Below are 19544 nucleotides of genomic sequence, written 5' to 3'. Positions count from 1 at the left end.
CCCCCCCCCCCCCCCCCCCCCCCCCCCCCCCCCCCCCCCCCCCCCCCCCCCCCCGCCCCCCCCCCCCCCCCCCCGGGCCCCCCCCCCCCCCCGGGGGGGGGGCCCCCCCCGGGGGGGGGGGGCCCCCCTTCCGCGTGCCGGTGTGGGTGCCGGCTATTGCGGTGCGTCGGTGAGGTCCGTGATCCGGCCGCCGGCCAGGGGGACGCGGTACCAGACGTCGATCGTGGAGTCGCCGAAGTGTTCGGTGACGATCACCGTTGCGCTGCCCGCGCCGCTGCCCTCGTAGTGGACGTCGCGGCTCTGCGGGGTGTTCTGGGCGCGGAAGACCGGGTCGGCCATGTTCTGTTCGGCCCATGCGTCCAGGCGGGCGTTCAGCTCGGGGGTGAGGAACTCGTTGCGGACCTCGGTCGGGTCCATGTTCGGGTTGGTGCCGTTGACGGCGGACAGGTACTGGTCGTAGAAGGCGGTCACCTTCTGCACGACACCGATCTGTCGGGACTGATGCGCGCCGGGCGGTGCACCGCCGTCGGCGGCGAGTGCCGGAGCGGCGGCGCCGGCGGAGAGGAGGAGTCCGGCGGCCAGTGTGATGGCGGCCGTACGGCGAATCCTGGCGGTCATGTCGACCTCCGCTTGCTTGGGGATGTGCCCTTGCACCGATGGAGACGCCCAACCGGTGGGGCGGGTTGCGACCTTTTGCCCGGCTTTACCATTCGGGAATCGATCCGTTCCCGTTCAGGTGCCGTCGGGCGTCCCGGCCAGCGTCTCTTCCGCGTCGTCCAGTACGGACTGCGGCAAGCGGGTGTAGGAGAGCAGCCGGCCGCCCGAATCGCGGATCCGGGTCGCCACCTCGCGGGCCCAGATGTTCTCCACGAACAGCACGACCACCAGCGAGTCGGGCGGCATGACCTGCCCGATCTGATCGGCGTCCTCGTCCCCGGCCAGCCCCAGCATCTCGCGCGCGGCCAACTCCGCCGCCATGTCGCGCAGCCCCTCGAACTCGCTGACCTCGTGGCTGCTCACCTCGCCCGAGACGTCCTTGACCACGATCAGCGCGTCGATCAACCGCACGTCCCCGCGCTCCTCGACCGACTCGAACGCGTCCAGCACGGCCGAGGTCAGCCGTTGGCCCGGAAAGCCCAACACGATGGCGTCGACGGGTCCCAACTCGGCCATGCTTCCTCGTCTCGGGGAGTAGGTGCGGCGGTGGAGAGCGGCTGCGGCAGTGGAAAGCGGGTGAAGCTGGTGAAGTGGGTGCGGCGGTGCGAGGCGCGGCTGCGGCGGTGAAGCGGAGCATGCTCGCAACTTCGTTCCCGTTCCCGCTTCGCGCACATTCATGTGTCGCCGCGCGACCCCACCGGGATCCGCCGGACCCGGCCCGGTCCCGATCCGCACCGGGCTCACCCCTCGTACGCGACCACCGATGCCGCCCGCTTCGGGGCGTCCGTGCGTTGCCACTGCCCGAGGTACACGTTGCCCTTCGCCGGTACCACCCGTGAGGACACCTCCGCCGGCAACACGACCTGCCAGGCCGGTTTGCCGGTTTTCACCTCCAGGGCGAACAGTCGGGCGCCGTCGTCGCCGGTCGCGCCGGTCGACGTCGCGTCCATCGAGACGTACACCTTGCCGTTGGCCACGACCGGCGTCTCCAGCGCGCCGTAGGAGGGCATCTCGCGCTTCCAGACGACATTGCCGGTCTTCGCCTCCAGCGCGTAAACGGCGCCCTTTGCCACCGACGTGGCCGGTCCGTTCGTGGGCGACGCGGTGCCGGTGGCGGAGGGCAGCACACCGGCCTGCGGCTTGGAGGGGTGGCTCGCCACGTAGACGACGTCGCCCACCCGGGTGATGCCGGTGACGTTGCGGGTCTCCATCTCGTACTTCCACGCCTGCGCCCCGGTGAGCGGGTCCACCGCCACCACGCCGGACCTGGCCTCGTCGTCGGACGCGTCGTAGACCAGGAAGGCGGTGTCGCCGGCGAGGGTGAGGCCGTTGCAGGATCCGCCCTTGACCGGGATCGGACCCCAGATCGCGGCGCCGGTGTTCGCGTCCCGGGCGTAGCGCTGCCAGGTGTACAAGCCGTTGACCCGGCCGGAGGTCACCAGCGCGAGCACCCGATCGCCGACCGGCACCACGTTGCGGCCCCACGGGCAGTCCTTGAACGGGATTTCCCACTTCTGAATGCCGGTGCGGTCGTAGGCGTGGATCACCGCCGGGTTCGAGGAAGTCCTGGGCTCGGCCATCACGTAGACCAGGCCGCCGGCGAACACCGGGGTCGCCGGCAGTCCCGTGTCCCGGGACATGTCCGCCTTCCACACCTCCCGGTGCGTGGCCGCGTCGATCGCGACGATCCGCCCGGGGTCGGCGCCGTACGTGTTCGCCTCGGCGACGCCCAGGTACAACAATCCGCCGTCCAGGCTCGCCGGCAGGTTGACCCAGCGGGCCGCGTATTCCAGGGACCAGCGTTGTTCGCCGTTGACCGGGTCGAAGGCGTGCACGGTGCAGGTCGAGGGCTGGGACGGCTCCGGGACGGACGCGGAGGTGTCCACCGTCCAGGAGACGACGAACACGTGGTCCTTCGTGGTCAGCGGTGCGGACACCGAACTGCCGGCGGTGGCCTTGCGCCAGACCTGCTTGCCGGACTCCGCGTCGATCGCGGTGACCTGGCCATTGCCGCCGCCCGTGCCCTCCGCGACGTGGTAGACGAGCTCGCCCTGCACGCTCAGCGAGGAGCCGGCGGCGGGGCCGGCCTGGTACGACCACACCTGCTTGCCCGGATTCGTCTCGTCGCCCATCAGCAGCCACCCGATGCTGCCGCCCGCCGCGGCCACGGCGAGTGCGCCGCTGCCGAACAGGAAGGTTCGACGGGCCAATGCCTTCTTTCCGATCGGCGGGTCCGAGACGTCCCCGGTCGGCGGGTCCGGCAGGCCGACGGTCGGCGGCAGACTCGGCTGGGGCGGTGGGCCGGACCCATCGGGAGCGACCGGCGCGCCCGGGCCGATGGGTGCTGCCCGGGTCGTCGCGGCGGATGGGCCGTTGTCCGCTCCGATGCCCAGGGCCCGAGTCGGCGGCTGCGGGGCGTCGTTCGCCACCTCGACCGGCGTTGTCGGATCGCCCAGGTGCCGCCGCTCCAGCTCGGCGGCGAGTCCGGCCGGCAACCACGAAGTCGCGGGCGGCGGTTCGTCGTCGCCCATGCAGCGTTCCAGCACGGCGATCGGCTCGGGCCGACGGGTCGGGTCCTTGTCCAGGCATTCGGCGAGCAAGTCCCGGACTCCGTCCGGCACATCGCTCAACGACGGCTCCTCGCGCAGCACCCGCAACATCATCTGCAACTGCGGCAGTGGCGGATCCTGATGGAACGGCCCCCGCCCGGTGGCCGCGTACACCAGCACCGAGCCGAGCGAGAACACGTCGCTCGCCGGCCCGAGGGCTCGGCCCGCCGCCTGTTCCGGCGACATGAACGCCGGCGACCCGACCACGCGACCCGTCCCGGTCAGTCCCTGGCCGCCGTCGTCCACCGCGCGCGAGATGCCGAAGTCGATCACCCGCAACCGATCCCGGCCGAGCACGACATTGGACGGCTTGAGGTCGCGATGGATCAGGCCGGCGCGGTGGATGGCCATCAGCGCCTCGGCCAACTGCGCGCCCAGGACACGCAGCGCGCCCTCGGGCAGCGGGCCGTATCGGGTGATCGCCTCGGACAGCGACAGTCCGGTCAGGTATTCGGTGGCCAGCCACGGCGGTTGCGCGTCCGGGTCGGCCTCGGCGATGGGTGCGGTCCACGCGCTGTCCACCCGCCGGGCAAGGTCTATCTCGCGCCGGAAGCGGTCCCGGAAGCCGTGGTCCGTCGCGAACTCCGGGCGTACGGTCTTGACCGCGACCCGAACCCCGCTCGGAGACGTGCCGAGGAACACCTCGCCCATCCCGCCCTCGCCCAACCGGCCGCGCAGCCGATACGGCCCGAGCCGCGTCGGATCCCCGTCGCGCAGTGCTTCCATGACCACCGTTCCCCGTTCCGGTCGTACAGGAGAGGCCACTTTAGCCGCCGCGCGGAAGCGGGAATCAGGTGCTTCCCCCTCGGAAATACTGTCGCCAGATTTGGATTTGCCGGGTCTCGGCGTGATCCGGACCCAGCACTCGGGCGAAGTCGGCGATCAGTGGGTCGTACAGGGCCAGCGCCTCGCCGCGATAGCCCGCGAGGCCGCGATTGACCGCGTGTCCCGCGCGGGCGACCAGCGATTCCAGGCAGTCCGCGCCCAGGATCCGGATCGAGTCCAGGGCGAGCGCGCCGTACATCGCGGCGGCCCGGAGCGGATCGCCGGACTCGCCGGTGAACCGGGCCTGGAAGCTGCGCGCGGTCAGCGTGCTCTCCGCCTCGGCGCCCAGCGCGCGGGTCATGTCCGCCACGAGTTGGGTGAACAGGGCGACCGCGCGCGGTGGTTCGCCGCCCTCGCCGGTGAATCGGGCGTGACACAGCCGCATGTCCAGGGTGACCCAGTCGCCGGCGCCCAGGTGTTGCGCGGCGACCGGGATCAGGCCGGCCAACAACTGGGCGGCGCGCCGGGGATCGCCGTCCAGGCCGACGAAGTGGGTGTATGCGCGGCGGATGTTGAGCGTGTCGCGATCGGTGCCCCCGAGCACCCTGCTCGCGACCTCGCCGAGTTGGTGGTAGAGCCGGACGGCCGCCGCGGGATCCTCGCGCATCCCCCACTCCCAGACGACGCCCACCTGTTCGTTGATGCGGGAACGCGAGGGATACGGCTCTTCGAGCGGACGAGGGGGCCGCACGATGCGGAAAGGCGAATCCATGCTCACCTCCGAAGATGTCGCATCCGAGTGTGCGACTTGCGCCCGGTCCACCGGTAGGGGTCGGTTGCCGTGCTTCGTCGTGCTTGGTCGTCCTTCGGCGTCCTTCGTCGCTCGTTCGGTGGACCGCGCACGATTGTGGGGGTGGGCGACGTTCTTCTGGGGGCGGTGGCGGAAATTCGGGTATTCGTACATCCGTTCGAGTTATCGTGTTCGAATGGCGCGCTCGGACTTTCGATGCGGTTCGATTCGAAATGCGCGGATAAAGACCTCAAATGGCGTCAGAAGCCGCACTGGGTACGCCCGTTCGAGGTCGGTTGGATGATCTGTCCGTTTATAGGCGCGTCGTTCGACGCACCAGACCCGGCACTCGCATACAGTTCGGTCGAGTGGAGGATGACGAGATAGCCCGGACGGGGCCGGGACGAGCGGACGCGGAGGTGCCCATGGGCGCATTGCGCAAGGCCGGCTCGTGGCTCGGGATCGGTTCGGGGGACGTGGACGACGACCTGTACCGCACCGGCGCGGGTGCCTACGAGACCGGTACATACGACGCGGAGGACGACGACACGGGGTCGCGCTGGGTCTACGACGACGAGCCCGAGGAGTCGCGTTCGCGCGCCTTGGAGGGCAGCGTGGTGCCGGCGTCGGAGGTGTTCGCCGCGCGGGCAGCCGCCTCGGAGACGCCGGCCCGGCCGAGCACGCGGATCGCCGTCGTTCACCCGAAGAGCTACCACGAGGCCAGAGCGATAGGCGAATACTTCCGGCAGGACATTCCGGTCGTGATCGACCTGACGGCGATGGACGAGTCGGACGCCAAGCGGGTCGTCGACTTCGCCTCGGGGCTGACCTTCGGCCGCCGCGGTGCGATCGAGCGGCTGGCGAAACGGGTCTTCCTGCTCATGCCGGCCGACGCGCGCCTGTTGACGGGGGACCCGACCCAGCAGAACCACGACGGGTTCTTCAACCAGGCGTAGCCGGCGGGTGAGTGTGGCCGGCGGGCGGGTGCGGTCGGCTTTGGTTGGTGTTCGGTGTGGTCGGCCGCCGGGTGTCGTCGGCGGCTTCGACCGGCCGCCGCCGTGCACGACAGGACGGACCCGGGCCCTGGTGGGGCCGGGTCCGTCCTGTCGTTCAGGGGTCGAGTCGGTCCAGGTCGGCGGGTGTGTCGATGTCGAACGGATCGGCGATGTCGGCACACTCGATCAGCCTTAGTCGAGCGCGCTGTTCGGCGAGCAGGACCCGGGCGCCGGCGTCGCCTTCGGCCGTGCGGGCCAGTTCGGGCCACCAGGCGCGGCCGAACAGGACGGGGTGACCACGCTTGCCGGCGTAGGCCGCCGCGATCAGGTCCTCGGGCGTGCCGGAGGCTGCGATCAGGCGTGCGACGGCGGGGGCGCCCACGCCCGGCATGTCCACGAGGGTGACCACGAAGGCCTCGGCGTCGGTGGGCAGGGCGGCGACTCCGGCGGTGAGCGAGGAGCCCATGCCGCTCGCCCAGTCGTCGTTGCGCACCACGACGGCGCCGCCCAGATCCGCCTCGGCCAGCACGACGTCGGCCTCCGCCCCGAGCACCACCACGACCCGGTCGCACCCGCCGCGCAGCAACTCGCCGACCCCGAACTCGACCAGCGGCCGCCCCCGGTGCCGCAACCGAGCCTTGGCCCGACCCCCGAGCCGCCGCCCACCCCCGGCGGCCAACAACAACCCGACCACATGACTCACGGGCGCTCCTTCCTGTCGGCGACGTCGCCCCTCGCTCGGGACTTCGTGTCCTCACGCTTCGCTCCGGGTCGCGAAGTCCACGCTTGCGGCTTCGCGGCTCTCCGAGTGTCGCGCGTCGATCACGGGGCGGGCCGGGTCGGGGGCGCTGACGCGCCGGGGGGCGAGCTCGGCTGCCTCCGGGGAAGGCGGGTGCTTGGCGCAGCCGAGCCATCCGAATGCGGGCGTACAAGGACCCGGAGATGATCTCGGGTGCTGCGCGAGGCGGGGATCCGGCCGGCGCTGTTTCCGACCGATCAATACGCGAAGCAGGACGCGGAGTTCTTCCGGCGGATGTGCGACGAGACCGGCGGCGCGATCGAGAATCACACCCTCGACCACCCCAATCTCCAGGGCAAGCCATACGGCGTGCAAAAGAACCGGATCCGCGGCACATCCGACGCCCACGAACGCGAATTCGGCAAACGCCCGAAGCTGCTGCGCCCGCCGTACGGAAACCACGACGAGAACACGATGCGCGCGGCGGGCGATTGCCCGCCCTGCCGGCCGGCCCGCGTGCGAGTGCGAGTGCGAGTGCGAGGACAATGCGACCCGGGCGGGGGCGCCACCGGGGAGGGGCTGCGCGATGCGGAGCGGGTCGAGCGGGTCGCGTGGGTCGCGTGGGGCGACGCCGCGGGTGGCGGCGCAGGGACCACCGGCACCGCGCCCACCGCGGCCACGGTCCGGAATGCGAGGGTGGGCGCTGCTCACGGTGCTCGCCCTGGCCGTCGTCGCCGGGGATCACGTGCTCGCGTTCCGAGAGGCGCTGACGGGTCGCCAGTACGACGGGGACGACGGACCGCGATGGATCGTCGGGCTCGTTGTCGCGGGCGTCCCGTTCCTGGCCTGGGTGGCCGTCATGCGGTCCGACGCCCTTTTCCGCCCGGGTGAACCTCCCCGGGAACTGACCCGATCGGCGGTCGTGCCCTGGCTGATCCCGGTCCACCAGTGGTGGGCCCCCTTCGGCCTGATGCGGGCGATCGTGGCCGCCACCGCCACCGCCACCGCCGCGTGGTTGCGGGCCGTACTGCGGGCGTGGTGGACGTTGTGGATCGGGATGTGGACGGCCTGGTGGACGTCGGTCGGAGTGGGCCTGTCCGCGGACTCCGCGGGCCGTGGCGCCGACGCCTGGGTACGCGGAGCGGACGGGACCTTTCGCCTGGTGGCGGTGCTCGCCGCGGTCGCCGCGATCGTGCTGGTGGTCGGGCTGACCCGGGCCCGGGCCGGTCGCCGGGCGGAACCCGCGGTGGACCGGACCTGGGCGGAACTGCACGGGGACGGCCTCGACTTCGCGAGCCGTGCGTCCGTCGTGGCCTGTTGTTTCCTGGCGCTCCCGGTGTGCTGGGTCGGCTCGGTGTACGTGGCCACCGGCCCGCTCTCGGTCACCCTGTCCCACGACGAATTCGTCGGCACCTGGCACGACACGGCCGGTGCCGTGGTGACGCTGACCGCCGACGGGCGATTCGTTGCGCACGGCCTGCCCGGGTTGCCATGGCAGCGGAGCGAGCCCGACCACCTGCCCGTGCCGCTCGGTGAGCGGTGGTCGGGAGAGGGCCGTTGGACGTACGAGAAGGGTGCGCTCACGCTGTCCGGGCCGGCTGTCGACGGCTCGCAGTCGCCTTCTGCCCCGCGGGAGTTCGCCCTGGAGGCTCTGCGGCCACGCGGCTCGCACGGACATCCCCGCCTGTTCACCGAGATCGGCGATCCGGACCGGAACCTGCGCTACGAACTGCGCAAGGGCTGAGGAGCGACGCCGGTCCGATACGGCCGCTCGGCCGAGGTCGACCCACTTCCGGGCTGGTGTGTTGCCGACTACAGTCGTGACTCGTCGTGGGGGCGGGGGTGCGGTGTGTCATCCGATGATGCGATGCGGCGGCGGACGCGGGAGCGGGAGCTTCGGGAGCGGGCCGCGCTGGCTCGGCGGGAGGCTCGGAGGTCGGCCGGCTCGGAGGGGGAGCGGCGGGTCGTCGCGCAACTTCTCGTGTTGACCGGCCAGGGCTGGCGGTTGCTGATCGACCGGCGGTGGCCGGGGGCCGAGAGTTCGCCCGCGGGTCTGCTGGCGGTGGGTTCGGGCGGGGTGTTCGTGATCCACGTCGAGGACGAGCCGGCCGCTCCGGAACTGGTCGACGGATGTCTGCGGGTCGACGGTCGAAGCCGCGAGCACGTGGTGGACGCCCTTCTCGCGGCCACCCGGAGCACCGAGTCCGCCGTCCAGGAACTGGGTCTGGCGCCGATCGCCGTCGAACCGCTGATCGTCTTCGCCGGTCACCCCGTCGACCGGCGGCTGGGCCGGGTCCGGCTGCTCGGCGAACGCGAGGTGGCTCCCGCGCTGGCCGGCGCCACGCACAAGCTCAGGGCCGCGACCGTGCGTGCCGTCGCGGAGCATTTGGGTCGAGCCTTTCCGCACCACCGGCCGTGGGCGATCCCGCCGCCCGATCGGCGCGAGGCCGGTCAGGTTCGCGAGGTCGCCGAGGAACCCGCCCTGTTCGACGGTGAAGCGCTGCTGGCGGCGACCCTCGACGCCGAGCGGCGCGGCCCGATCGAGCAGTGGATGACGGTGCTGCATCCCGACCAGGTCGGCCTGGTCCGGCGCAACTGGGCCGGTCCCGCCCGGATCAGCGGCCCCGCCGGCACCGGCAAGACCGTGGTCGGGCTGCACCGCGCCGCGCACCTCGCCCAGCGCGGCACCGGACGGATCCTCTATGTCACCTTCGCCAACAACCTCCCACGCGTGCAGGGCACGCTGTTCCGGGTGATGGCACCGCGAGTCGCCGAGCGGGTGGACTTTCGGAGCCTGCACGCCTGGGCCCGGGAACTGCTCGCCGAGCGCGGTGTCCGCGTCCGGCTGGACAGCGGCACGGCGGACACCGCGTTCGGCCTGGCCTGGTTGCGGTCGCGTCGCGAAGGCCGCCTCCCGGAGCTGTCACCCTCGCCGAAGTACTGGCAGGACGAGATCGAGTACGTGATCAAGGGTCGCGGCATCACCGATTTCGCGCAGTACGCGGCGCTGCCCCGCCGCGGCCGAAAGACCCTGCTGCGCAGGTCGGACCGGGAGGCGGTCTGGGCCCTGTACGAGTTGTACGAGCAGTTTCGGATCGAGCGCGACGTCCACGATTTCGGGGATGTCCTGCGGATGGCCCTGGAGGAGGTGCGCCGCGAGCCGGGGCGCACGTCCTACACCTCCGTGATCGTCGACGAGGTGCAGGATCTGACCCTGGTCGGGGTGCAGCTGCTGCACGCTCTGGTGGGTGACGCCCCCAACGGTCTGCTGTTGATCGGCGACGGGCAACAGGCGGTCTATCCGGGCGGATTCCGACTGGCCGACGCGGGCATCGACATCCGCGGCGACCGGGGCCAGGTGTTGCGGGTCAACTACCGCAACCGGGAGCGGGTGTTGCGGACCGCGTTGGCCGTGGTCGCCGACGACGACTTCGAGGACTTCGACGGCGATCGGCTCTCCGGGCGCCGCGATGTCGAACTCACCTACCACGACGGCGAAACCTTCGAGGGCACCTGGCCGACGGGCGCCGAACACGACGGCGCGCTGGTGGCCGCGCTGCGCGCGCTGGCGGACGCCGGGGCGATCGGCGACGCGGCCGTACTGTGCCCCTCCCGCAAGGACATCGAGCACTACCGGCGCCTTTTGACCAAGGCCCGGCTGCCGGTCCTGGCGTTGGAGAGCTACCACGGCGTGGAGGCGAACGCGATCAAGCTCGGCAGCTATCGCCGGGCCAAGGGACTGGAGTTCAAGCACGTGTTCCTGCCCAGGTACGACGCCGCGGTGCGAACCGCCGGAGCGCCGGGCTTCGTCGACGCAAGCGAGGCGGTCCTGGCGGAGCACCACGAGTTGGCCCGCAGGCAACTGTTCGTGGCGATCTCACGCGCCCGCGAGTCGGTCTGGAAGGGCCGGATCGGCTGACCGCCCCCCGATCGCCGACGGCCCCGGCTCCACCGGACGCCCACCCCCCGGCGCGTCGGCGCCCCCGACCCAGGCCACCTCACCCCACCCTGCCTCACAGCGGGAAGGAAAAAGTGCCCCCTTACGAGCGCTCGCGCCGAAGGCGCACGACGAGAAGGGCCCACCGGAAACCGGCGGGCCCCTCTCGGTGTTGCCGCTGTGCGCCGCCAGGGACTCGAACCCCGGACCCGCTGATTAAGAGTCAGCTGCTCTAACCAACTGAGCTAGCGGCGCTTGCTGCGAGAGAAATACTACCCGATGTTCGGGACCGCTCTCACCCGGGTTTTCCGGTGCAGGCGGTCTCACCATCGGTGACGATCACGTTACGGGGACGGGTTCGCCGGGTGCGCTCCCCGCAGTTGGTGTGGCCGAGTACCGTGCTGCTTGTACGTCGTCGCGACCGGTGCCGTCGGCCCGGTCGTGTTCGCGGGGGAGACGCCATGTCGGATGCCGGGGCGGTACGGGCGTTCCGGTCGGCCACGCATCGGGAGGGCGGGGTGGAGCCTCGACTCGTCGCGATGCGGGACTTTCTGGCCAACGCCTCCGACGTCGAGGTGGCCCGCAACCGGGGGCTGATCGAGAGTCAGGTCGAGGCGGTCGCCACCCAGCAGGCGGAGACCGCCGCGCGGATGCTCGCGGACGTGCTCGCACGCGACCCGCAGGGCCGGTACCCGCGCGCGGTGGACGCGGTGCTGCGCTGGTGGGTGGTGCAGCCGGGCGACGGTTTCGTCGAGACCTGGAGCACCCTGGAGCAGGCGCTGGCCAACGGGCCGCGCCCGCTGGAGCGGGCGCTCCTGGAGGTGCTCGGCGGCCTGGACCCGCGGGCGCCGGTTCGGCACTGGCGGGTGGCCGCCACCTCGCGCGTGCTGGAACGCCTGGAGGAGCGCTTCGAACAACCCTCCCGACACCTCGACCACGACCTGTGGCGGTTGCTGCCGGTGGTTGCGCCACCGGGTGCGCCGACCGGGCGCGGCGACTGGGCGTGTGTGCTGGGCGATCGCGCGGCGGCCCGCAGCGAGGAGACCGAGGCCCGGACGTGTTACCGGCTCGCCTTCGAGCGGGGGTGCGCCGCGGCGGCCCCGCGGCTGGCCCACCGGCTCGCCGTCGAGGGGCATCGGGAACTGGTCGGCGGCGACCCGGGCCGGGCGGTGCGGTTCCTGTACGAGGCGGCGATGCTGGACCCGGACCACGCGGAGTACGGCGAGCTGCACCGGGCCGCCGTCGCGGCTCGGGACGGTCGACCGGCCGCCGGCACCCGACCCGGTTCGGCGGCGGCCCTGGTGCCGGCGGCGGCGGAGCTGCTGGAGCGCGGCGACGATATGGGTGCGGTCCGGCTGCTGCGGCGCGGCCTGCGCGAGGCCGAGGACACGGACGCCGGCGGGCCGGATCCGGACATGTGGCCGGTGCGGTTGTTGCTGGGCGCGTTGGAGGACCACGACGCGATGGTGGCCGGCGCGGCACGCGACCTGTTCGAGCGGCACGGCGCGGCCTGGTCCCGGCGTACCCCGCTGGGGCCCGGCCTGGTGCTGCACCGGGTCGCCCGGGCCGACCCCGAACTGGCCGCCGCGCTGGTGGAGTCGTTGCCCGCCGAGCTGCGCTCCGGGCGGCTCGGCCGGGCCGTCTCGACGGCCGCCGCGTACCGAATACTGGCCTCGGGTGTACGCGCCCTGGGCGCGGGCAGGCCGGAGGTGGCCCGGGCCCGGGCGGACCTGGCCGAGCGACTGCTCGACGGCGACGAGGCGTGAACCGGCGCGACGTGGACGGCCGGCGAGGCGGGGGAGACGACGACGTGGACACGGACATCCTGGGGGTGCCGGAGCAGGTGTTCGACAGCGCGCTGCTCGCGGCCACCCGTCGGTTCGCCGGCGTCGCCGCGGTGGCGCGCGAACTCGGCGCGGACACCGTCGAGGTCGCGCACGCGCTGATCGCGCTGGCCCGGATCGACGGCGGGCGCGCGGCGGGTCTGTTCGACCGCCAGGGCATCCCGCCCGACGTGCTCGCGGCCGGTCTGCTCGGCGCCGGCGGACTCGGCGACGGGTCCGCCGGCGGCGCCGGCCCGGACCCGGGCCACAACGGTCGGTCGGCCGCCGGCCTGCTGGGCGGCCTGCCGGTCACCGGCGATCTGCGGCTCGCCTTCACGGCCGCGGCCGACACCGGATACGTCGACGAACGTGCGCTGCTCGCCGAGTTGTTGCCGCGGCTGGAGGTGGGCGCGGTGGACCTGCTCGTCGGCTACGGTCGGGTCGACCTGGCCGCCTGGCAGGCGGAGGTGGCCGCGCCGCGCCCGGCGGTCGAGGTGCTGCGGGCCGACGGGACGATCGATCCCGGCCCGTTCGGCCCGGGGGCCCGCCGGGTGCTGGCCATGATGGCGACCGAGGCCGCCGGCCTCGGCCACGAACGCTGCGGCATCGCGCTGCTGCTGCACGCACTTGCCACCACCCCGGGCGGCCTGCTCGAACAGGCCTTCCTGTTCCTGCGCCGCGACGTGCGGGCACTGCGCGAACAGACCATCGCGCTCACCGGCACCCGGGGCCGCGCCGCACCGGGCGCCGGGCCGGCCGGGCCGGCCGGGCCGGACGAGTCGCTGCGGTCGACCCTGCGCCGGGCGGCGACCTTCGCCGCGACCCGAGCCGACCCGGGCGACGATCCGCAGACGGCCGGCCCGATCACCGAACGCGACCTGCTCGCCGCGCTCCTGGACACCCCCAGCGGGCTGGCGGCCGGCTTCTTTCGTGACATCGGCCTGGATCTGGACCGGCTGCGCCGCTTCGCCGACACCTACTACCGCGAACCCGCCGAGCCCGAGCCGACCCGAGCCGCCGAACCGCTCTCCCCCGAGGAGGCGGTGCGCTGGGTCCGGTCCCGGCTGATCGGCCAGGAGAGCGTGGTCGAGCGACTGGCCTTCCACATCGAGCTGATCAAGCGCTCGCTGACCCGCGGCTTCCGACCGGACGACCGACCGCGTGCGGCGCTGCTGCTCTGCGGCCCCAGCGGGTCGGGCAAGACGATGACCGCGCGGCTGCTCGCCCAGGTCGTCTACGGCTCGGAGGATGACGTCCTGGTCTTCGAGATGGGGCAGTTCAGCGCGCGCGAGTCGATCAACAACTTCATCGGCGCGCCGCCCGGCTATGTCGGGTTCGGCGAGGGCAAGTTGACCAACGGGCTGCGCGACGACCCGCGCCGGGTCTTCCTGTTCGACGAGGTGGAGAAGGCCGACGCACGGGTGCTCGACGCGCTGCTGCGGCTGCTCGACGAGGGTCGGATCAGCGATCCGGCCGGCCCCGTCCGCGAGGCGCACGACGCGGTGGTGATCCTGACCACGAACCTGGGCGCGACCCACTCGGCGGCCGAGGCGGTCGAGGACGACGTGGACAGCGTGGAGAACCTGATCGGCTCGATCCTGGCCGAGGGCTCCACCGGCAACACCGCGGCGAGCGCGCGACTGCGCCGCACCATGGAGGGGTTCTTCCGGCCCGAGTTCCTCAACCGCGTGGACGAGGTGATCCTGTACTCGCCGTTCGGCCCCACCGAACTGCGCGGGATCGCCGAGAACGGCCTGGTCCGGCTCGCCGCGCGGCTGCGCGAACAGATCGGCGTCGAATTGCGCTGGACGGACGAGGCCGCCGACCACATCGCCACCGTGGCCTGGCGCGGCCGGCCCGAGGAGGCCGCACGCGGGGTCAACCGCTGTGTCAACGCGGTCGTGCCGAGCATTCTGCGGCTGCTCGACGAGGGCGACGCGGCGGGCCGGCCGATCACCTCGGTCCGGGTCCGGGTCGCGGTGGACACGCTCGTGGTGGGGAGCGGCGATGACTGACCGGGCGACGCTGCGCGCGTTCGCCGCCCGGCTGCGCGAACACGGGGTCGGCGAGGACACGGTGGACGGCGACGCGTACGCCAGTCTGGGCAGCGGCGGCGATGCGCAACCGTGGAGCGCGCGGGCCGAGGAGTTGTGGACGAGCGGCGGCGGCTCGTGGCGCACCCACCATCTCGCGGTGGCGTTGCACGCGCGGGCCTACGACCTGGAGGCGGCCGGTGATCCGGAGGCCGCATTCCCGTACTGGAAAAGGGCGTTGGCGCACTGGGCCGAGCTCTACCACGACAGCGCGTTCTGGGACCGGATGCACGAGCACCTGGAGGCGGTCGGCGGGACCGAGGTGCCGGCGGCGACCGTGCAGGAGGTGCGCGAGCGGTTGCCCCGCGACCTGCTCGCGCCGCATCTGACCCTGGCCGCCGAGCACCGCCTCCACGATCCGTTGCGCGCACGCGCGCACGTGGACCTGGTCCGCGAGTCCGGCTTCCCGCGCTCGGCGGTTCTGGGGGCCCGGGCCGACCTGGTGCGTGAGGTGCTGGCCGAGGCGTCCCGCGACGTGGAGGAGGGCCGCTTCGACGAGGTGGTCGAGCTGCTCGCGTCGTGGCTCGCGGTGGACCCGGGCAACCTCGGGCTGGCCCGGGCCCTGTTGTACGCGGCCCGGCGGCATATCGAGATCGTGGTCGCCGCACCGGGCTGGGCCCGAAAGATCGAGCCGCTGGTCGAGCGGGTGGCCCGGTTGGTGCTGCCGGCCTGGGACGAGGTCGGCACCCCCGAGGGCTCGTTCGCGGTCGAGCTGGCCAGGCACGAATATTGGCGCGGGATCGTGGTGCGCGAGCTGGAATCCGGCCCGGCGACCGAACCCGCCGCGCTGGAACAGGCCACCCTGCGCTCGGGCCGGCACCTGCTGCGCGCGCTCGAACTCGACCGCGACCTCGCGGTCAAGAACATGTACCGCGACGTGGAACAACTCGCCGCCGAGGAATGGGCCCTGGCCGCCACCGCCCGACAACGCCAGGGCCTGCCGGACGGCCACGTCCGGGACGCACTGCGCCGGGCGTTGGCGATGTCCGCGCCGGGGCCGTGGGGCAGGCTGTTCATGGCGCGGGTGCTGATCAATCTGCACACCGTGCGGCCGGACGACCTGGCCACCGCCCGCCGGCTCGCGGACGAGGTGGCCGCCGATCCGGAGGCGAACCAACCCGACATCGTCAACGCGCTTCGCGGGGTCGTGCTGTCCCTGGCGTCGGCGCGCGGGTCCGAATGGAGTTGAGCGCCCGATGAGCAGCGCCGCGAACGAGAACGCCCGGGAGAACCCCTGGGCCTGGCAGGCGGGTCGAAACCCCTATCGGGGCACGGCCTTTCAGATCCTGGACCTGGATCCGGACCTGGCCGGCCGGGCGGCGATCAAGGCCCGGGTGCGCAAGCGCAGACAGCGGATCGCCCGCAGTGCGGACCGCTTTCCGGTGCACGGGCGGGTACTCGGTGCGGCCGAGGTCAACGCGGCGGAGGAGACGCTGGCCGACCCGGCCGGGCGGCTGCTCGCCGAGCTGCTCACCCATCGGCCCGAGCGGCCCGGGCCGGATCCGGCCGAACAGGCAGAGGAGTTGGCCGAGGAATTCGCCGAGCTCGACCCGCCGGAGTCGACCGGCCCGGCCAGGATCGGGATCGACCGGCGCGTGTTCGCCGGCCTGGTGCCGGCTCCCGCGCCGCGCGAGTTCGTACCGTTGTGGACGGAAGAAGGGGCGCACTGATGGCAGCGACACCCGAACGGGGCCCCCTCGCGGCGGACCCACCGACGGAGCCGGCGGATCCCGCGGCGGACCCGATGGCGATCACCGAGACCGAACGGCCGGTCCCCGAGCGCCCACTCGATCCGCCGTTCGCGCTGGTGTACGACGTGGTGCGGCGTGCGGCGCGGGAACGCGAGTCGGGCCGCGAGGAGATGCGCAAGCGACTGGAGTCGACGCACGAGCGGTACATCGGCCTGGCCGCGGATGCCGCGGTCGCGCTGCACGAACTGCGCGGCAGCCTGGAGGGTGAGCCGGTGCCGACCGTACTCGCCTCGATCGCCCGACGGTTCGCCACCGCGCTGGACCGGGCGGGGGTGCGGTTCGACGATCCGGTGGGCGAGGCGTACGCGGCGGTGGGGCGTCGCGTGGACGTCGCGCACGCGCCCGACAGCGGCGACGAGGGCGCGATGATCGTGACCAAGACGCTGCGGCCGGGTGTGCTCCTGGACGACGGCGAGGTGATCCGGCGCGCCCAGGTCGTGCTGGGCTTCGTGCCCACCCCGGCCCGGCGGGAGGGTGCGACGCACGCGCGCGGCGAGCAAAGCCCGGGCGGGAAGGCGTCGGGCGAGCCGGGGGCACCGGACGGGCCGGAGCCGACGATCGCACCGGATGGGTCGACCGCCGCGGAACCGCCGGACGACGGGCCCGATTCGGCGGCATCGGAGCCGGCCACGCCGCAGCGCGACTCCTCGCACGGCGCGGCCGACTCGCGCGATGCCGGCGACCGCAGCGATGCGAGCCGGCCGAGCGACCCGAGCGACGCGAACGATGCGAGCCACGAGAAGGTCGCGAGCCCCCAGAGCCCGGCGAGCGACCCGAACGACCCGAACGACCCGAACGACGAAGGCGGTACCACCAGATGAGCATCGTGGTCGGCATCGACCTCGGCACGACCAACTCGTGCATCGCCATACCGGCCGACGCGGAGATCCCCGGGAAGGAGGAGCTGATCGCCGCCCGCCGGTTGCGGCCGGTCGGCGACTCGCTGATCGTGGCCAATCCGGACCGCTCGCCGACCACGCCCTCGGCGGTGTGGATCGATCCGAGCGGCAGGGCGATCGTCGGCCAGCTGGCCAAGAACAAGGCCCGGCTGCCGGGTGCGCCGCCCGCGATGTTCTTCAAGCGCAACATGGGTACCGACCAGGTGGTCACCGCCGGACATGCGCGACTGACCCCGCTGGAGGCGTCCACGCACATCCTGCGCCACCTCAAGCAGGTGGCCGAGGAGACCCTGGGGGTGCCGGTCGAACGCGCCATCGTGACCGTGCCGGCGTTCTTCGAGACCCGGGCCAAGAACGAGACCACGCGCGCGGGACAGGCGGCCGGCCTGGAGGTGGTCGAGACGCTGATCGAGCCGGTGGCCGCGGCCCTCGCCTACACCCACGAGCGGGCCCGCGAGCTGACCGAGCCGCAGACGTTCCTGGTCTACGACCTCGGCGGGGGCACGTTCGACACCTCCGTGGTCACGTGGGATCCCGAGGTGGGCTTCGAGAACCGCTCGTTCAGTGGCGACCGCTACCTGGGCGGGTTCGACTTCGACCGTCGGATCGTGTCCTGGATCGCCGCCCAACTGCCCGAGTACGACCTGGCGATCGACACCGAGAACCCCGCCGACGGGAAGGTCGAGGCGCAACTGCTGTCGGTCGCCGAGGGGGCCAAGCACGACCTGTCCCGCTATCCGGAGACCGAGATCGTCAGCCAGTACTGCGAGGACCGGCGCGGCACCCCGATGAACATCGGACTGCCGATCCGCCGCGAGGAGTTCGAGGAGATGATCGCGGACCGGATCCGCGGCACGCTGGAGGACTGCGATCGGGCACTGCTGCGGGCCGGGATGACCGCCGCCGACCTGGACGAGATCGTCATGGTCGGCGGTTCGTCCCGGATCCCGCTGGTGGCCACGATGCTCACCGAACACTTCGGGCGCGGGCCCCGGTTGCTCAACCCCGACCTGTGCGTCGCGCTCGGCGCGGCCCTCAAGGCAGCGAACGTGCCCAGCCGCAGCGGACACCTGGAGCTGGACCGGCCCGAGACGCTGCCGCCGGAGACCGACATCGGCGGTCGGGTGCTGGCCGGTCCGCACCTGGCCTCGCCGGCGGGCGCGCAGGTGCTGCTCGGCTCGCACGACGGGCGGGTGCAGCTGGCCGAAACGGCCGATGCCGAGGGTCGATTCCTGTTCGCCGACGTGCCGTTGCGCGAGGGCGAGAACGGTTTCACCGTGCAGGTCGTGGTGAACGGGCGGGAGATCGAGGCCCGGCAGCTGCTGATCGAATCCGACGGCAAGCCGCGTTCCGACGCGACCGGCGACGTGCTCGCGCACGATTTCTCGGTCGAGTTGGTGGACGGCCTGCACGTGGTGGTCCGGGCCGGGACGATGGTGCCCTACCGCACCGATTTCCGGCTGGAGACCGCGTCGCAGGGGTCCAGTCTGCGAGTCGGCCTGGTCGAGGGCCTGGTGCCGATCGGCGAGGTCTCGATCCGGGACCTGCCGACGGATGTGCCGGTCGGCTCGACGGTCGAGGTGACGCTCGAATTCGAGGCGGGCTGGAGCATCCGGGCCGAGGCACGACTGCCGCAGGTCGGCGCCGAGGGCAGCGCGGTGATCGACATCCCCCGTCGGGAGATCCCGGGCTGGCCGGAACTGGCCGAGCGGCATCGCCAGGTGCTGACCGGCTGGGCGGAGAAGCGGGACGCGATTCCGGCCGCCGACGCGATCCGGGTCGGTCCGGCGCTGGACCGGCTGCTCGCCGAGATTGCCGAACTGGTCCGGGACCGGGTCGACGCGGGCAAGACGCACCACAAGATCCTGGAGGCGGAGACGCTGGTCCAGGGCCTGCGGGTGGCCACCACGGCGGGCAGTGCGCTGAACCCGGCGATCGGCGAGTTCGAGGACAACCTGGCCTTTCTGGCCCGACTGGCCGACCGGCTGGTGGATCACGACCCGGCCGAGGCGGAGCGCTTCCGCGGCGCGATTCCGGGCCTGCGGGCGACCGGTCGGGCGGCCTACGCGGCGGGCAACAAGATGGACTGGCACCTGGCCAACGAGGCGGTGCGGGACCGGATCAACGCGGCCGAGCGCATGCTGCACGGCGGCCGCTCGCCGCAGCAGTTCACCGCCGCCGAGTTCCAGGTCGCGGTGCTTCAGGAGGTCGAGCACCTGCGCCGCTCGATCCAGGAGATGGACCAGGCATCCGCCGGCCGGCACCGGGCCGACGCGGACGGCTACCTGCGCGAGTTGGACACCATCGCCGAGGACGCCGCCGAGGTGGACGTGCGCGACGAGGCGGCGGGCAATCGCCGGCTGGTGGAGATCTATCGAGGTCGGATCATGCCGCTGCGGGCCCGGGCGGACCGCTGGATGGAACAGATCCGGGAGGGCTCCCCGCACATCGGGCTGCGGCTCCCGAAGAGCTCCCTGGAGAAATGA

General features: G+C 72.6%; 14 protein-coding genes, 1 tRNA gene and 1 pseudogene. 10 read left to right on the top strand and 6 right to left on the bottom strand.

What is annotated here, in order from left to right:
• Positions 1 to 153 precede the first annotated feature (153 nt).
• The 4 genes from ACFZBU_RS10440 to ACFZBU_RS10425 form a co-directional block, all read right to left on the bottom strand.
• Positions 154 to 618 (bottom strand): hypothetical protein, encoded by a 465-nt coding sequence (locus ACFZBU_RS10440; protein WP_391583054.1) that lies wholly within the window; start codon positions 616 to 618, stop codon positions 154 to 156.
• Positions 619 to 732: 114 nt separating this feature from the next.
• Positions 733 to 1173: a DUF6325 family protein gene (locus tag ACFZBU_RS10435; RefSeq protein ID WP_391583053.1), complete on the bottom strand. Its 441-nt coding sequence runs from the start codon at positions 1171 to 1173 to the stop codon at positions 733 to 735.
• A 224-nt stretch (positions 1174 to 1397) separates the two neighbouring features.
• Positions 1398 to 3992: a PQQ-binding-like beta-propeller repeat protein gene (locus ACFZBU_RS10430; RefSeq protein WP_391583052.1), complete on the bottom strand. Its 2595-nt coding sequence runs from the start codon at positions 3990 to 3992 to the stop codon at positions 1398 to 1400.
• A 64-nt stretch (positions 3993 to 4056) separates the two neighbouring features.
• Positions 4057 to 4803 carry a hypothetical protein gene (locus ACFZBU_RS10425; RefSeq protein ID WP_391583051.1) on the bottom strand — a complete coding sequence of 249 codons (747 nt, stop codon included), beginning with the start codon at positions 4801 to 4803 and terminating at the stop codon, positions 4057 to 4059.
• A gap of 443 nt (positions 4804 to 5246) precedes the next feature.
• Between ACFZBU_RS10425 and ACFZBU_RS10420 the strand changes: the two genes are divergently transcribed.
• The gene (locus ACFZBU_RS10420; RefSeq protein ID WP_391583050.1) at positions 5247 to 5777 is read left to right on the top strand and encodes a cell division protein SepF; all 531 of its coding nucleotides are present in this window, start codon (positions 5247 to 5249) and stop codon (positions 5775 to 5777) included.
• 154 nt (positions 5778 to 5931) lie between these two features.
• On the opposite strand, the gene ACFZBU_RS10415 is transcribed toward ACFZBU_RS10420, so the two are convergent.
• Entirely contained in the window at positions 5932 to 6519 is a 588-nt protein-coding gene (locus ACFZBU_RS10415; RefSeq protein WP_391583049.1) for an NTP transferase domain-containing protein, read from the bottom strand.
• Positions 6520 to 6768: 249 nt separating this feature from the next.
• Between ACFZBU_RS10415 and ACFZBU_RS10410 the strand changes: the two are divergent.
• The 3 genes and pseudogenes from ACFZBU_RS10410 to ACFZBU_RS10400 form a co-directional block, all read left to right on the top strand.
• Positions 6769 to 7035: pseudogene (locus ACFZBU_RS10410) on the top strand (polysaccharide deacetylase family protein); the annotation flags it as partial.
• Positions 7036 to 7243: 208 nt separating this feature from the next.
• Positions 7244 to 8299: a DUF4328 domain-containing protein gene (locus tag ACFZBU_RS10405; RefSeq protein WP_391583048.1), complete on the top strand. Its 1056-nt coding sequence runs from the start codon at positions 7244 to 7246 to the stop codon at positions 8297 to 8299.
• Between the two features lie 123 nt (positions 8300 to 8422).
• Entirely contained in the window at positions 8423 to 10474 is a 2052-nt protein-coding gene (locus ACFZBU_RS10400; protein ID WP_391583047.1) for a UvrD-helicase domain-containing protein, read from the top strand.
• A 199-nt stretch (positions 10475 to 10673) separates the two neighbouring features.
• Here ACFZBU_RS10400 and ACFZBU_RS10395 read toward each other — a convergent pair.
• Positions 10674 to 10747 (bottom strand) — tRNA-Lys (locus ACFZBU_RS10395).
• Between the two features lie 206 nt (positions 10748 to 10953).
• On the opposite strand from ACFZBU_RS10395, the gene ACFZBU_RS10390 reads away from it, so the two are divergent.
• Genes ACFZBU_RS10390 through ACFZBU_RS10365 form a run of 6 tightly spaced genes read left to right on the top strand, consistent with a single transcriptional unit; the run spans position 10954 to position 19544 of the window.
• Positions 10954 to 12258: a hypothetical protein gene (locus ACFZBU_RS10390; RefSeq protein WP_391583046.1), complete on the top strand. Its 1305-nt coding sequence runs from the start codon at positions 10954 to 10956 to the stop codon at positions 12256 to 12258.
• A gap of 44 nt (positions 12259 to 12302) precedes the next feature.
• Complete coding sequence (locus tag ACFZBU_RS10385) at positions 12303 to 14330, top strand: AAA family ATPase (protein ID WP_391583045.1); 2028 nt, start codon at positions 12303 to 12305, stop codon at positions 14328 to 14330.
• Entirely contained in the window at positions 14323 to 15597 is a 1275-nt protein-coding gene (locus ACFZBU_RS10380; protein WP_391583044.1) for a hypothetical protein, read from the top strand. Before ACFZBU_RS10385 ends, ACFZBU_RS10380 begins: the two co-directional genes overlap by 8 nt.
• A 7-nt stretch (positions 15598 to 15604) precedes the next feature.
• A complete protein-coding gene (locus ACFZBU_RS10375; protein ID WP_391583043.1) occupies positions 15605 to 16078 on the top strand; it encodes a hypothetical protein in 474 nt (157 codons plus the stop codon).
• Positions 16078 to 16980: a hypothetical protein gene (locus tag ACFZBU_RS10370; protein ID WP_391583042.1), complete on the top strand. Its 903-nt coding sequence runs from the start codon at positions 16078 to 16080 to the stop codon at positions 16978 to 16980. Before ACFZBU_RS10375 ends, ACFZBU_RS10370 begins: the two co-directional genes overlap by 1 nt.
• A complete protein-coding gene (locus ACFZBU_RS10365) occupies positions 16977 to 19544 on the top strand; it encodes an Hsp70 family protein (protein WP_391583041.1) in 2568 nt (855 codons plus the stop codon). Before ACFZBU_RS10370 ends, ACFZBU_RS10365 begins: the two co-directional genes overlap by 4 nt.

Origin of the sequence: Embleya sp. NPDC008237, assembly GCF_042956465.1 — a bacterium.
GTDB lineage: Bacteria > Actinomycetota > Actinomycetes > Streptomycetales > Streptomycetaceae > Embleya.
This window is presented reverse-complemented; position numbering and strand designations above follow the sequence as displayed.